Raw genomic sequence first — 14,053 nt, 5'->3', positions numbered from 1 at the left:
GGCGGAACGGCTGCTCGCCCAGCGCGGAGGTGGCAGTGCACGGAGGCCACGGAGGCCGCCCCGCACGATCATGGGAACGTTTGTTCTATTCTCGGAGCTGAGCTACCGAGGGAGGCGCACCATGCGCTGGGACAACCTGACCGCGGGCCCCACGGGTCCGGCCGCGCTCTTCGGCGCCGACTCCGTCGTCACCCGCACCGTCGACACCCCCGAATTCCGCGGGATCACCTTCCACGAGGTCCGGGCCCGGTCGATCGTCAACCGGGTCCCCGGCGCCTCCCGGATGCCGTTCGAGTGGACCGTGAACCCGTACCGGGGATGCAGCCACGCCTGCGTGTACTGCTTCGCCCGCAAGACGCACGGCTACCTCGACCTCGACACCGGCATCGGCTTCGACTCCCAGATCGTCGTCAAGACCAACGCCCCCGAGCTCCTGCGCCGCGAACTCGCCTCGCCCCGCTGGACCGGCGCGCACATCGCGATGGGCACCAACGTGGACTGCTACCAGCGCGCCGAGGGCCGGTACCGCCTGATGCCCGGGATCATCGAGGCGCTGCGGGAGCGGGCCAACCCCTTCTCCATCCTCACCAAGGGCACACTGATCCTGCGCGACCTCCCCCTCATCCAGGAGGCCGCGGCCGTCGCCGACGTCGGGATCTCCGTCTCCGTCGGCTTCACCGACACCGCCCTGTGGCGCACGGTCGAGCCCGGCACCCCCTCCCCCGCCGCCCGGCTGCAGGCCGTCCGCACCCTCACCGACGCCGGCATCGAGTGCGGGGTGCTGATGGCCCCGGTGATCCCCTTCCTCGGGGACTCCCCGGAGCAGTTGCGGGCCACCGTCCGGGCCGTCGCCGAGTCGGGCGCGACCTCCGTGACACCTCTGGTACTCCATCTGCGCCCCGGGGCCCGCGAGTGGTTCACGGCCTGGCTGGGCGAGCACCACCCCCACCTGGTCGGGCGGTACGAGCGGATGTACGCGGGCGGCTCGTACGCGCCCACCTGGTACCAGCGGATGATCACCCGCCAAGTCCACGAGCTCGCCGCCGAATTCGGCATCGGCCCCGGTGGCCGCGGACCGGCCCGGCGGATCGTCCCGCCGGAGCGGCCGGCCGGGCCCGCGCCCGCGCCCGGCGCGACCCAGCTCAGCCTGCTCTGAGCACCCGTACCACCGTACGACCGACTGAAGGGTCATCACATCGGGCCAATCGGGGCCCCAATCCCCCCTTCCGAGCACAGGTTCCGGGACGATTCCGCCCAGAACCCTCGGCTGGGAGGCCCCATGCTGCACCCGATGAAGAACAAGCCCGGTCCCGCTCTGAGGCGCGCCACCGTCCTGCTGGCGGTGTCCACCCTCGCCGCCGCCCTGGCGAGCCCGGTCACGGCCGCGGCCCCGGCCCCGGCCGCAGCCGCCCCGGCCGCCGAAGCCCCGAAGTGGTCCGCCTGTGCGACCTCCCGCTACCCGACGCTCCAGTGCGCCTCCCTCAAGGTCCCCCTCGACCACGAGAACCCGGCCGGCCGGCAGATCTCCCTCGCCCTGACCCGGGTCCCGCACACGGCCGCCCGCTCCCAGGGCCCGCTGCTGGTCAACCCGGGCGGGCCCGGCGGCAGCGGCCGCACCCTGGCCGGGTTCATCGCCTCCGCGCTGCCCAAGGAGGTCGCGGCCCAGTACGACGTGATCGGCTTCGACCCCCGGGGCGTCGGCAAGAGCGAGCCCGCCCTGGACTGCGGCGCGGGCCACTTCACCCCCGTACGCCCCGACTCCGTGCCGCTGGACGAGGCGACCGAGCGGGCCAACCTGGAGCGGGTGAAGTCCTTCGCCGAGTCCTGCCAGACCAAGCACGCGGACGTCCTCCCGCACATCGGCACCGTGTCGGCGGCCCGCGACCTGGAAGTGCTGCGCACCGCCCTGCGCGCCGACAAGCTGAGCTACTTCGGCTACTCCTACGGCACCTACCTGGGCGCGGTGTACGCCAAGCTCCACCCGAACCGGGTGCACCGCCTGGTCCTCGACTCCGTCGTCGACCCGGCCGGGGTCTGGTACGAGGACAACCTCGCCCAGGACCGGGCCTTCGACTCACGCCACAAGGCCTTCCTGGCCTGGGTGGCCCGGTACGACTCCACGTACCGCCTCGGCACCGACCCGGCCGTGGTCGAGGCCCGCTGGTACGCGATGCGGACCACGCTGCGCACGGCCCCGGCGGGCGCCAAGGTGGGCCCGGCGGAGCTGGAGGACACCTTCATGCCGGGCGGCTACTTCAACGGCTACTGGCCCCACCTCGCCGCGGCCTTCTCCGCGTACGCGGTGGAGGGCGACCCGAAGCCGCTGGTCTCGGCGTACGAGCGGTTCGGCGCGGTGGAGCCCTCGGCGGGCAACAGCTACAGCGTGTACACGGCCGTGCAGTGCCGGGACTCGGCCTGGCCCAGGAACTGGAACCAGTGGCGGACCGACATGTGGCGCACCCACGCCAAGGCGCCCTTCATGACCTGGAACAACGCCTGGTACAACGCCCCGTGCGCGTTCTGGCCGACCGAGCCGCTCCAGGCCCCGGACGTCACCAACACGGCGCTGCCGCAGGCGCTCCTCTTCCAGGCGACCGAGGACGCCGCGACCCCGTACGAGGGCGCGGTGAGCATGCGGAGCAAGCTCGCGGGCTCGGCGCTGGTGGTGGAGGAGGGCGGCGGCAACCACGGCATCGCCCTCAGCGGCAACAAGTGCCTGGACGAGAAGCTGTCCGCGTACCTGCTGACGGGCAAGGCCGCGGACGCCGTCTGCCCCGCCCAGCCCGCCCCCACCCCGATCCCGGCGACCCGCGCGGTCCCGCCGTCGGCGGGCGGCGCGGCCCTGCACGGCCTGCTGGGCTTCCGGGGCTAGGCCGTCTCTTTCGGATCTTGCCGGTCAGGCCCGCGTCGTCCGGTGCCGTGCCTCGGCGCGCTGCCGGGGCTCCCGCGTACTGGACGTACTCGGGTGCCCCGGCAGTGCGGCGAGGTGCGGTGCCGGGCGACGCGGGCCAGGCAAGATCAGAAAGAGACGGGCTAGGCCCGGCCGAGCCACAGCAGGCAAGATCATGCCCATGACCACCTCACAGGACAACAACCACCTCACCCGCATCGCCGCGCCGGAGGGCGTAGCCCCAGGCACCGGTTACAACCACGTCGTCTGGGGCACCGGGCGGTTCGTCGCCGTGTCCGGGCAGTGCGCCTTCGACGAGAAGGGCGAGCTGGTCGGCGAGGGCGACGCCGACGCCCAGGCCCGGCAGGTGTTCGAGAACCTGCGGCGGTGCCTGGCTGCGGCCGGGGCGACCTTCGACGACGTGGTGAAGCTGACGTACTTCGTCACGGACGTCGCCCACCTCCCGGCGGTACGCGCGGCCCGCGACGAGGTGATCGCCCCGGACCGCCTCCCGGCCTCCTCGGCGGTCCAGGTGGCGGCGCTGTTCCGGCCCGAACTGCTCATGGAGATCGAGGCCTTCGCGGTCCTCCCGGAGCGGACCGGCACCGAGTCCCGCTCCGAGAGCGAGACCGGGTTCCGGACCGGTTCCGGAGCCGGCTTCGGCACCGGGTTCAAGACCGGCTTCGCTAGCTGACCCCCAGCGCCCGCAGGGCCGCGGTCGCCGCCACCGCCAGCCGGGGGTGCGACTGGGCCCGGGTCAGGACCTCCCGGGCGCGCTGGTCCGCCAGCGCGCCCAGCCCCTCCACACAGGCCAGGGCCACCCGCCAGTACGGGTCGTGCGGCGCGAGCAGCCGCGACAGGGTCCGGATCAGCGCCGGGGCGGACTCCGGGGCGCGCAGCGCCGCCAGCAGCCGGACCGGGTGCAGGGCGTAGGCCGTCCGCAGTTCGTTCGTGGCCAGCGCCGCCGCCGCGCGGGCGGTCCGCGGGTCGCCGAGGACGGCCAGCGCTTGCGCGGCCGCCTCGCAGCGCGGCGGATCCCGGTGGTTGAGCAGCAGGACCAGGGATTCGAAGGCCCGGCGGTCGCCGGCCAGCCCCAGTCGGTACGCGGCCAGTTCGCGGGCCCACAGGGGCAGCCCGGCGGAGGTCAGGGAGTCCGCCAGGCCGTCCGCGTCCGCCGCGAGCAGCGCCGCGTACCGCGCCCCGTCCTCCGGGGCCTGCCCGGCTTCGACCCGCAGACGTTCCAGCACCTCGTTCACGCGGCCACCCTAGAGCAGCCGGTTGATCGATGATCGATGATCGGTACATTTGGGCGGTACAGGTCACATCTGCGCGCTCTGGCGGACCAGTTGGGCACGGGTTACTGTCCTACCAACACGTACGAGGGCGGCCTGGTGACGCAGCCACCTCGTGCCAGTCGGTTCTGCACGACTTCTGCACGACCTCACGGCGTGACCCCGGGACAGGGCTCCGCCGCTTCGGCCCCACGGGCTTCTTCCTGCCGGGATCCCCGGTTCCTCCGGGTTCCCCGGTCCTGCCGCGACCCCTGGTTCGCTCCGGGAGCCCCGGGCTTCTCCGCACGTCTGCCGCATATCTGCCGCACGCGTCTGACGGACGGTTTTCCGCCCGCTCTCGGCGTACGGCCGCCGCGCGGTCTTCCGTACGGCCTCCGCGCGCGCCGTGCTCCGCGCGCCCCCCTCAGTCGTCACCCTCTTCCACTGGAGTCCCGCGATGGACCTTCCGTCCACGTCCGGTCAGCCCTCCCCCTCCTCCCAGCCCGTCCGCCCCGCCCTGCAGACCATCGCCGTCGTCGGTCTCGGCACGATGGGCTCCGGCATCGCCGAAGTCCTCGCCCGGGCCGGCCGCGAGGTCATCGGCATCGACGTCAGCGAGGCCGCCGCCCGCCGGGCCACCGCGGCCCTCGCGGCGGCCACCGCCCGTTCCGTGGCCCGCGAGCAGCTCACCGAGCAGGAGCGCGAAGGGGTGCTCGCCCGCTTCCGCACCTTCTCCGAGCTGGGCGCCGCCGCCGACGCCGACCTCGTCATCGAGGTGGTCCCCGAGTCCTACGAGCTCAAGCAGCGGATCTTCCGCGAGCTCGACGCGATCGTCCGGCCCACCGCGATCCTGGCCACCGGCACCAACGCCCTGTCGGTGACGCGGATGGCCGCCGAGTCCCAGCGCCCGGAGCGCGTGGTCGGCCTGCACTTCTTCAACCCGGTCGGGGCGATGAAGCTGGTCGAGGTCGTCTCCAGCGTGCTGACGGCCCCGCCGGCCGTCGAGGCGGTCACCGCCCTGGCCCGCGAGCTCGGCAAGGAGCCCGTCGCGGTCGGCGACCGTCCGGGCTTCGTCGCCGACGGCCTGCTGTTCGGCTACCTCAACCAGGCCGCCGCCATGTACGAGGCGAAGTACGCCTCCCGCGAGGACATCGACGCGGCGATGAAACTGGGCTGCGGCCTGCCGATGGGCCCGCTCGCGCTGCTCGACCTGATCGGCGTGGACACCGCCCGCACCGTCCTGGAGGCCATGTACACCGCCTCGGGCGACCGGCTGCACGCCCCGACCCCGATCCTCGGCCACCTCGCCGAGGCGGGCCTGACCGGGCAGAAGTCCGGGCGCGGCTTCTACACGTACGAGGCCCCGGGCAGCCAGGTCGTCGTCCGTGACCTGCAGACTCCGCCGGACGGGGATCTGGTCCGGGCGAGCCGTCCGGTGAACTCGGTCGGCGTGGCCGGTTCGGGCACCATGGCGAGCGGGATCGCGCAGGTCTTCGCGCAGGCCGGCTTCCCCGTGGTGCTGGCGGCCCGCAGCCAGGAGAAGGCGGACGCGGCCAAGGCCGCGATCGGCAAGTCGCTGGCCCGCGCGGTCGACCGGGGCCGGCTGACGGCGGAGGCGGCCGCCGCCACCGTGGGCCGGATCACGGCGGCGGGCTCGCTGGACGCCTTCGCCGACGTGGACCTGGCCGTGGAGGCCGTCGCCGAGAACCTGGACGTGAAGCAGGAGCTGTTCCGCGCGCTGGACAAGGCCTGCAAGCCCGGTGCGGTGCTCGCCACCACGACCTCCTCGCTCCCGGTGATCGCGATCGCCCGCGCGACCTCGCGGCCCGAGGACGTGATCGGCATGCACTTCTTCAACCCGGCCCCGGCGATGAAGCTGGTCGAGGTGGTCCGGACCGTCCTGACCGCCGACGACGTGCACGCCACGGTCCGCGGGATCTGCGGGCAGGTGCGCAAGCACGCGGTGGACTGCGGGGACCGGGCCGGCTTCATCGTGAACGCGCTGCTGTTCCCGTACCTCAACAACGCGATCAAGATGGTCGAGCAGCACTACGCCGGCATCGACGACATCGACGCGGCGATGAAGCTGGGCGGCGGCTACCCGATGGGGCCGTTCGAGCTCCTCGACGTGGTCGGCCTGGACGTGTCGCTGGCCATCGAGCAGGTCCTGCACAAGGAGTTCCGCGACCCGGGCCTGGCCCCGTCCCCGCTGCTGGAGCACCTGGTCGCGGCGGGCTGCCTGGGCCGGAAGACCGGCCGCGGATTCCGTGAGTACGCCCCCCGCCGGTAACCCGCGGCAGGCGCAGGAGCCCCACGAGCAGGATGCGTGGGGAGGGCTGCTCGGGTCCGCCGGACCCTCACGGCGGACGAACCCTCCCGAGGAGCACTGTGTGCCCAGTGCCGGCCCTCCCCCGCATCCCTTCCCGCCCCACCCCCCTCGGGAGCGCTCTCCCGCACGAATGAAGTACTTTCGCTCTATGTCCCAGCCCGCCAAGACCTCGCCCCGCGCCTCCGCGGCCTCCGACGCCCCGGAGACCCCGGCCGGTACCAAGGCGGCCGCCCAGCGGCTCAAGATGCGCCGTGAGCTCGCGGCGGCCGCCATGGAGCTCTTCGCGAACAAGGGGTACGAGGCCACGACGGTCGACGAGATCGCCTCGGTGGCCGGGGTGGCCCGCCGGACCTTCTTCCGGCACTTCCGGTCCAAGGAAGAGGCGATCTTCCCGGACCACGACGACACCCTGACCCGCGCCGAGGCCGTCCTCGACGTGGCCCCGGCGCACGAGCACCCGCTCGACACGGTGTGCCGGGGGATCAAGGAAGTCATGAAGATGTACGCCGCCTCGCCGGCGGTGTCGGTGGAGCGCTACCGGCTCACCCGCGAGGTGCCGGCGCTGCGGGAGCGGGAGATCGCCTCGGTCGCCCGGTACGAGCGGCTCTTCACCCGCTACCTGCTGGCCCACTTCGACGAGACCGACCACCACGACGGCAACGACGACCCGCTGCTGGCGGAGGTCGCCGCCTCGGCCGTGGTCACGGCCCACAACCACGTGCTGCGGCGCTGGCTGCGGGCGGGCGGCCAGGGCGACGTGGAGGCGCAGCTCGACCACGCCTTCTCGATCGTGCGCAAGACCTTCGGTTCCGGGATCGGCGCGGGGCGCACGCTGAGCACGGCGCCGGCCCCCGAGCCGGCCCTGGTGCGCACGCAGGGCGAGGTACTGGTGGCGGTGGCCCGTACGGACGCCCCGCTCGACGAGGTCATGCGGACCATCGAAGAGGCGCTCAGAAACAAGTAGGCGACACACGTCACAGCGGCCGCTCCCGTTCCGGGGGCGGCCGCTTTCGTTTGTCCGAGTTGCCCCTACTCGCGGGTAACTCTGATCGATCATCGCTCATCCGTGCAGGTCAATCGGCAAATGAGAGAAAGTTTTGGCACGCGGTGCCTTGCTGAGTGACACGGGGTGCCATACGTTGAATCTCGTCCGGATGTCCCCGCGGTCCAGCCCACTCGGCACGGAACGCGCCCCGGATGCCTGCGTCACCAGGCCCCCGCACCGCCCCACCACAGGCAACGCGCAGCTCCACCCCAGCCGAATCGACGGCGCCCCCGAGCAGCACCGCTCACCACACCGCTTCGCCATTCAGCAGCTCAACGCACCCCGTTTCCCTCAGCGCACCCTCATCAGCGCACGGCCGGAGGCAACACCGTGAAGGACATCCTGGACGCGATCCAGTCGCAGGCCGCGACGGCCGCCGACTTCGCTGCCCTGCCGCTCCCCGACTCGTACCGCGCGATCACCGTGCACAAGGACGAGACGGAGATGTTCGCCGGGCTCACCACCCGCGAGAAGGACCCCCGCAAGTCCCTGCACCTCGACGAGGTCCCGCTCCCCGAGCTGGGCCCGGGCGAGGCCCTGGTCGCCGTCATGGCCTCCTCGGTCAACTACAACTCCGTGTGGACCTCGATCTTCGAGCCGGTGTCCACCTTCAGCTTCCTGGAGCGCTACGGGCGCCTCTCGGAGCTCACCAAGCGCCACGACCTGCCGTACCACATCATCGGCTCCGACCTCGCGGGCGTCGTCCTGCGCACCGGCCCCGGCGTCAACGCCTGGAAGCCGGGCGACGAGGTCGTCGCGCACTGCCTGTCGGTCGAGCTGGAGTCCTCCGACGGCCACAACGACACGATGCTCGACCCCGAGCAGCGCATCTGGGGCTTCGAGACCAACTTCGGCGGCCTGGCGGAGATCGCGCTGGTCAAGTCGAACCAGCTGATGCCCAAGCCCGACCACCTCAGCTGGGAGGAGGCCGCCTCCCCCGGCCTGGTCAACTCCACCGCCTACCGCCAGCTGGTCTCCCGCAACGGCGCCGGCATGAAGCAGGGCGACAACGTCCTGATCTGGGGCGCCAGCGGCGGGCTCGGCTCGTACGCCACGCAGTTCGCGCTGGCCGGCGGCGCCAACCCGATCTGCGTGGTCTCCTCCCCGGAGAAGGCGGACATCTGCCGGGCGATGGGCGCGACGGCGGTCATCGACCGCAACGCCGAGGGCTACACGTTCTGGAAGGACGAGCACACCCAGGACCCGAAGGAGTGGAAGCGCTTCGGCAAGCGCATCCGCGAGCTCACCGGCGGCGAGGACATCGACATCGTCTTCGAGCACCCGGGCCGCGAGACCTTCGGCGCGAGCGTCTACGTCACCCGCAAGGGCGGCACCATCACCACCTGCGCCTCGACCTCGGGCTACATGCACGAGTACGACAACCGCTACCTGTGGATGTCCCTGAAGAAGATCATCGGCTCGCACTTCGCGAACTACCGCGAGGCCTGGGAGGCCAACCGCCTGATCTCGAAGGGCAAGATCCACCCCACCCTCTCCCGGGTCTACTCCCTGGAGGAGACCGGCCAGGCCGCCTACGACGTCCACCGCAACCTCCACCAGGGCAAGGTCGGCGTGCTCTGCCTGTCCCCCGAGGAGGGCCTCGGCGTCCGGGACCACGAGATGCGCGCGACGCACCTCGACGCGATCAACCGCTTCCGCAACATCTGAGACCCCTCAAAGGCCAAAGGGACAGCCTGAGATGACAGAGCGCCAGAAGGACCGTCCGTGGCTCATGCGGACGTACGCCGGCCACTCCACGGCCGAGGCGTCCAACGAGCTGTACCGCCGCAACCTCGCCAAGGGCCAGACCGGCCTGTCGGTCGCGTTCGACCTGCCGACGCAGACCGGATACGACCCCGACCACATCCTCGCCCGCGGCGAGGTCGGCCGGGTCGGGGTCCCGGTCTCCCACCTGGGCGACATGCGGCGGCTGTTCCAGGACATCCCCCTGGAACAGATGAACACCTCGATGACGATCAACGCCACCGCCATGTGGCTGCTGGCGCTCTACCAGGTGGCCGCCGAGGAGCAGGGCGCGGACATCGCCCAGCTCCAGGGCACCACTCAGAACGACATCGTCAAGGAGTACCTCTCGCGCGGGACGCACGTCTTCCCGCCCGTGCCCTCGCTCCGCCTGACGACGGACATGATCGCGTACACGGTCAACCACATCCCGAAGTGGAACCCGATCAACATCTGCAGCTACCACCTGCAGGAGGCCGGGGCCACCCCCGTCCAGGAGATCTCGTACGCGATGTCCACGGCCATCGCGGTCCTGGACTCGGTGCGCGACTCGGGCCAGGTCCCGCCGGAGCGGTTCGGCGAGGTCGTCGCCCGGATCTCCTTCTTCGTGAACGCGGGCGTCCGCTTCATCGAGGAGATGTGCAAGATGCGCGCCTTCGGCCGCATCTGGGACAAGGTCACCCGCGAGCGCTACGGCATCGAGAACGACAAGCAGCGCCGCTTCCGCTACGGGGTCCAGGTCAACTCCCTGGGCCTGACGGAGGCGCAGCCGGAGAACAACGTCCAGCGGATCGTGCTGGAGATGCTCGCGGTCACCCTCTCCAAGGACGCACGCGCCCGCGCCGTGCAGCTGCCGGCCTGGAACGAGGCGCTGGGCCTGCCCCGGCCCTGGGACCAGCAGTGGTCGCTGCGCATCCAGCAGGTCCTGGCCCACGAGAGCGACCTGCTGGAGTACGAGGACATCTTCGCCGGGTCGCACGTGATCGAGGCCAAGGTCGAGTCCCTGGTGGCCGAGTGCCTGGCCGAGATCGACCGGATCCAGGAGATGGGCGGCGCGATGGCGGCCGTCGAGTCCGGGTACCTCAAGGGCGAGCTGGTCTCCTCACACGCCGCGCGGCGGGCCCGGATCGAGGACGGCCAGGACAAGATCGTCGGCGTCAACTGCTTCCAGCAGACCGAGGAGAACCCGCTCACCGCCGACCTGGACGGCGCCATCATGACGGTGGACGGGGCCCTGGAGGCGCAGACCGTCGAGCGCATCGGGCGCTGGAAGGCCGAGCGCCAGGAGTCCTCGGACCGGCAGGGCGGCGGCGACCCGTTCGTCTTCCCCACGGTCATGCAGGCCCTGGACCGGCTGAAGGAGGCCGCCGCCGGGGACGAGAACCTGATGGAGGCCACCCTGGAGTGCGCCCGCGCCGGTGTCACCACCGGCGAGTGGTCGAGCGCGCTGCGCGAGGTCTTCGGCGAGTTCCGGGCCCCGACCGGGGTCTCCTCGGCCCCGGTGGCCGTGACCGCCGAGGAGGGGACCCCCATGGCCCTCGTCCGCGCGAAGGTCTCCCGTACGGCCGACGAGCTGGGCTCCGGCAGGCTGCGCCTGCTGGTCGGCAAGCCCGGCCTGGACGGGCACTCCAACGGCGCTGAGCAGATCGCCGTACGGGCCCGCGACGCCGGCTTCGAGGTGGTCTACCAGGGCATCCGGCTGACCCCCGAGGAGATTTCCTCGGCGGCCCTGGCCGAGGACGTGCACTGCGTGGGACTGTCCATCCTGTCCGGCTCGCACAGCGCGCTCGTCCCGGACGTGCTGGAACGCCTGCGCGCGGCGGGGGCGGGTGACATCCCCGTCGTGCTCGGCGGCATCATTCCGAATGCCGACGCCGTGGCGCTCAAGGAGGCCGGGGTGGCGGCTGTCTTCACCCCCAAGGACTTCGGCATCACGGAGATCATCGGCAAAATCGTCGACGAGATCCGCAGGGCCAACAAGCTCCACCCGCTCGGCGACGCCGACGAGATCCTTAACCCTGACACCCTTGCAAGCACGGAGGTCCCCGCATGACCACGCCCTCTTCCCCGGTCAACCGGCTGCGGCCGCGCCGCTCCTGCCTCGCGGTGCCGGGTTCCAACCCCCGGTTCCTGGAGAAGGCCCAGGGCCTGCCGGCCGACCAGGTCTTCCTGGACCTGGAGGACGCCTGCGCCCCCCTCGCCAAGGAGGGCGCCCGCCACACGATCGTGGACGCGCTGAACAACGGCGACTGGACCGGCAAGACCCGGGTGGTGCGCGTCAACGACTGGACCACCCACTGGACGTACCGCGACGTGATCACGGTCGTCGAGGGCGCCGGCCAGAACCTCGACTGCATCATGCTGCCGAAGGTCCAGGACGCCCAGCAGGTCGTGGCGCTCGACCTCCTCCTGACGCAGATCGAGAAGACGATGGGCTTCGAGGTCGGCAAGATCGGCATCGAGGCCCAGATCGAGAACGCCAAGGGCCTGGTGAACGTCGACGAGATCGCCGGCGCCTCGCCGCGGCTGGAGACCATCATCTTCGGGCCGGCCGACTTCATGGCCTCCATCAACATGAAGTCCCTGGTCGTGGGCATGCAGCCGCCCGGCTACGGCGCGGACGCCTACCACTACATCCTGATGCGGATCCTGATGGCGGCCCGCATGCACGACCTCCAGGCGATCGACGGCCCCTTCCTCCAGATCAAGAACGTCGACGGCTACCGCGAGGTCGCCGGTCGCGCGGCGGCCCTGGGCTTCGACGGCAAGTGGGTGCTGCACCCCGGCCAGGTCGACGCGGCCAACGAGGTCTTCTCCCCCTCCCAGGAGGACTACGACCACGCCGAGCTGATCCTCGACGCCTACGACTGGTGCACCTCCGAGGCGGGCGGCAAGAAGGGCTCGGCGATGCTCGGCGACGAGATGATCGACGAGGCCAGCCGCAAGATGGCGCTGGTCATCTCGGGCAAGGGCCGCGCCGCCGGCATGCAGCGCACCACCAAGTTCGAGATCCCGGAGGCGTAGCACCATGCAGTTCGGACGCACCTACGAAGAGTTCGAGATCGGCGCGGTCTACAAACACTGGCCCGGGAAGACGGTCACCGAGTACGACGACCACCTCTTCTGCCTGCTGACCATGAACCACCACCCGCTCCACATGGACAGCAACTACGCCGAGAACACGACCGACTTCGGCAAGAACGTGGTCGTGGGCAACTACATCTACTCCCTGCTCCTGGGCATGTCGGTGCCGGACGTCTCCGGCAAGGCCATCGCCAATCTGGAGATCGAGTCGCTGCGGCACGTGGCGCCCACCTTCCACGGGGACACGATCTACGGCGAGACCACGGTCCTGGACAAGACCCCGTCGAAGTCGAAGAACGACCGCGGCATCGTCTACGTGGAGACCAAGGGCTACAAGCAGGACGGCACCCTCGTCTGCGTCTTCCGGCGCAAGGTGATGGTCCCGACCGAGACGTACATCAAGGAGCGCGGCGGCGAGCAGCCCGGCCGCCCCACGCTGAAGGAACAGGGGAAGTAGAACCATGAGCCGACTTGCCCAGACCGCCGGCCTGACGGACGACCAGAGGGACATCCTCAAGACCGTCCGGGAGTTCGTCGACAAGGAGATCATCCCGGTCGCGACCGAGCTGGAGCACCGGGACGAGTACCCGCAAGCGATCGTCGACGGCCTCAAGGAGCTCGGCCTCTTCGGCCTGATGATCCCGGAGGAGTACGGCGGCCTGGGTGAGTCGCTCCTCACCTACGCGCTGTGCGTCGAGGAGATCGCGCGCGGCTGGATGTCCGTCTCGGGCATCATCAACACCCACTTCATCGTGGCGTACATGCTCAAGCAGCACGGCACCCAGGAGCAGAAGGAGTACTTCCTTCCGCGGATGGCGCTGGGCGAGGTGCGCGGGGCGTTCTCGATGTCCGAGCCGGGGCTCGGCTCCGATGTGTCGGCCATCACCTCGAAGGCGGTGAAGGACGGCGACGAGTACGTCCTGAACGGCCAGAAGATGTGGCTGACGAACGGCGGCACGTCCACGCTGGTGGCCGTTCTGGTGCGCAGTGACGAAGGACACCCGGAGGGCACCGCCCCCCACAAGTCGATGACGACCTTCCTCGTGGAGAAGGAGGCCGGCTTCGGTGAGGTCCGGCCCGGCCTGACCATCCCCGGCAAGATCGACAAGATGGGCTACAAGGGGGTCGACACCACCGAGCTCATCATGGACGGACTACGCATTCCGGCCAATCGGGTCCTGGGCGGGAAGACCGGCCGAGGGTTTTACCAAATGATGGACGGGGTCGAGGTCGGCCGCGTCAACGTGGCGGCCCGTGGCTGCGGCGTCGCACAGCGTGCGTTCGAGCTGGGTGTCTCGTATGCCCAACAACGTCACACTTTCGGCAAGGCCATCGCCGAGCACCAGGCGATCCAGTTCAAGCTGGCCGAGATGGCTACCAAGGTCGAAGCCGCCCATGCGATGATGGTCAATGCAGCACGCAAAAAGGACTCCGGGGAACGAAACGACCTCGAAGCAGGGATGGCGAAGTACCTCGCCTCCGAGTACTGCAAGGAGGTGGTGGAGGACGCGTTCCGTATCCACGGTGGCTACGGCTTCTCGAAGGAGTACGAGATCGAGCGCCTCTACCGAGAGGCACCCATGCTGCTCATCGGTGAAGGTACCGCCGAGATCCAGAAAATGATCATCGGGCGACGCCTGCTCGAGGAGTACCGGCTCCAGGGCTGAAAGTCCCTTTTGCGGTAAATCATC

The 14,053-nt window shown here is 70.6% G+C and carries 10 protein-coding genes and 1 pseudogene; 10 read left to right on the top strand and 1 reads right to left on the bottom strand.

Features of this window, described 5'->3' with window-relative positions:
* Window positions 1–121 precede the first annotated feature (121 nt).
* The 3 genes and pseudogenes from AC061S_RS09465 to AC061S_RS09455 form a co-directional block, all read left to right on the top strand.
* Window positions 122–1,156: an Rv2578c family radical SAM protein gene (locus tag AC061S_RS09465; protein WP_478685396.1), complete on the top strand. Its 1,035-nt coding sequence runs from the start codon at window positions 122–124 to the stop codon at window positions 1,154–1,156.
* A 135-nt stretch (window positions 1,157–1,291) separates the two neighbouring features.
* Entirely contained in the window at window positions 1,292–2,872 is a 1,581-nt protein-coding gene (locus tag AC061S_RS09460; protein ID WP_478685395.1) for an alpha/beta hydrolase, read from the top strand.
* A 193-nt stretch (window positions 2,873–3,065) separates the two neighbouring features.
* Window positions 3,066–3,485 (top strand): annotated as a pseudogene (locus AC061S_RS09455) (RidA family protein); the annotation flags it as partial.
* Window positions 3,486–3,576: 91 nt separating this feature from the next.
* On the opposite strand, the gene AC061S_RS09450 reads toward AC061S_RS09455, so the two are convergent.
* Window positions 3,577–4,146, bottom strand: coding sequence for a HEAT repeat domain-containing protein (locus tag AC061S_RS09450; protein WP_478685394.1), 570 nt, complete (start codon window positions 4,144–4,146; stop codon window positions 3,577–3,579).
* A gap of 472 nt (window positions 4,147–4,618) precedes the next feature.
* On the opposite strand from AC061S_RS09450, the gene AC061S_RS09445 reads away from it, so the two are divergent.
* The 7 genes from AC061S_RS09445 (at window position 4,619) to AC061S_RS09415 (ending at window position 14,029) form a co-directional block, all read left to right on the top strand.
* Complete coding sequence (locus tag AC061S_RS09445; RefSeq protein ID WP_478685393.1) at window positions 4,619–6,451, top strand: 3-hydroxyacyl-CoA dehydrogenase family protein; 1,833 nt, start codon at window positions 4,619–4,621, stop codon at window positions 6,449–6,451.
* Between the two features lie 187 nt (window positions 6,452–6,638).
* A complete protein-coding gene (locus tag AC061S_RS09440; RefSeq protein ID WP_478685392.1) occupies window positions 6,639–7,454 on the top strand; it encodes a TetR family transcriptional regulator in 816 nt (271 codons plus the stop codon).
* 411 nt (window positions 7,455–7,865) lie between these two features.
* The gene (gene ccrA, locus AC061S_RS09435) at window positions 7,866–9,203 is read left to right on the top strand and encodes a crotonyl-CoA carboxylase/reductase (RefSeq protein WP_478685391.1); all 1,338 of its coding nucleotides are present in this window, start codon (window positions 7,866–7,868) and stop codon (window positions 9,201–9,203) included.
* 31 nt (window positions 9,204–9,234) lie between these two features.
* Entirely contained in the window at window positions 9,235–11,331 is a 2,097-nt protein-coding gene (locus tag AC061S_RS09430) for a protein meaA (protein WP_478685390.1), read from the top strand.
* The gene (locus AC061S_RS09425) at window positions 11,328–12,302 is read left to right on the top strand and encodes an HpcH/HpaI aldolase/citrate lyase family protein (RefSeq protein WP_250740413.1); all 975 of its coding nucleotides are present in this window, start codon (window positions 11,328–11,330) and stop codon (window positions 12,300–12,302) included. Before AC061S_RS09430 ends, AC061S_RS09425 begins: the two co-directional genes overlap by 4 nt.
* A 4-nt stretch (window positions 12,303–12,306) precedes the next feature.
* Window positions 12,307–12,819 (top strand): MaoC family dehydratase, encoded by a 513-nt coding sequence (locus tag AC061S_RS09420; protein ID WP_053681718.1) that lies wholly within the window; start codon window positions 12,307–12,309, stop codon window positions 12,817–12,819.
* A gap of 4 nt (window positions 12,820–12,823) precedes the next feature.
* The gene (locus AC061S_RS09415) at window positions 12,824–14,029 is read left to right on the top strand and encodes an acyl-CoA dehydrogenase family protein (protein ID WP_478685389.1); all 1,206 of its coding nucleotides are present in this window, start codon (window positions 12,824–12,826) and stop codon (window positions 14,027–14,029) included.
* The last annotated feature ends 24 nt before the right edge of the window (window positions 14,030–14,053 follow it).

The organism is Streptomyces sp. CA189 (genome assembly GCF_056428985.1).
This window is presented reverse-complemented; position numbering and strand designations above follow the sequence as displayed.

Excerpts from the sequence above, each read along its gene's own strand:
- AC061S_RS09420 (WP_053681718.1), top strand. The coding sequence starts at position 12,307 with ATGCAGTTCGGACGCACCTACGAAGAGTTCGAGATCGGCGCGGTCTAC.
- AC061S_RS09445 (WP_478685393.1), top strand. The coding sequence starts at position 4,619 with ATGGACCTTCCGTCCACGTCCGGTCAGCCCTCCCCCTCCTCCCAGCCC.
- AC061S_RS09430 (WP_478685390.1), top strand. The coding sequence starts at position 9,235 with ATGACAGAGCGCCAGAAGGACCGTCCGTGGCTCATGCGGACGTACGCC.
- AC061S_RS09460 (WP_478685395.1), top strand. The coding sequence starts at position 1,292 with ATGAAGAACAAGCCCGGTCCCGCTCTGAGGCGCGCCACCGTCCTGCTG.
- AC061S_RS09425 (WP_250740413.1), top strand. The coding sequence starts at position 11,328 with ATGACCACGCCCTCTTCCCCGGTCAACCGGCTGCGGCCGCGCCGCTCC.
- AC061S_RS09465 (WP_478685396.1), top strand. The coding sequence starts at position 122 with ATGCGCTGGGACAACCTGACCGCGGGCCCCACGGGTCCGGCCGCGCTC.
- AC061S_RS09440 (WP_478685392.1), top strand. The coding sequence starts at position 6,639 with ATGTCCCAGCCCGCCAAGACCTCGCCCCGCGCCTCCGCGGCCTCCGAC.
- AC061S_RS09415 (WP_478685389.1), top strand. The coding sequence starts at position 12,824 with ATGAGCCGACTTGCCCAGACCGCCGGCCTGACGGACGACCAGAGGGAC.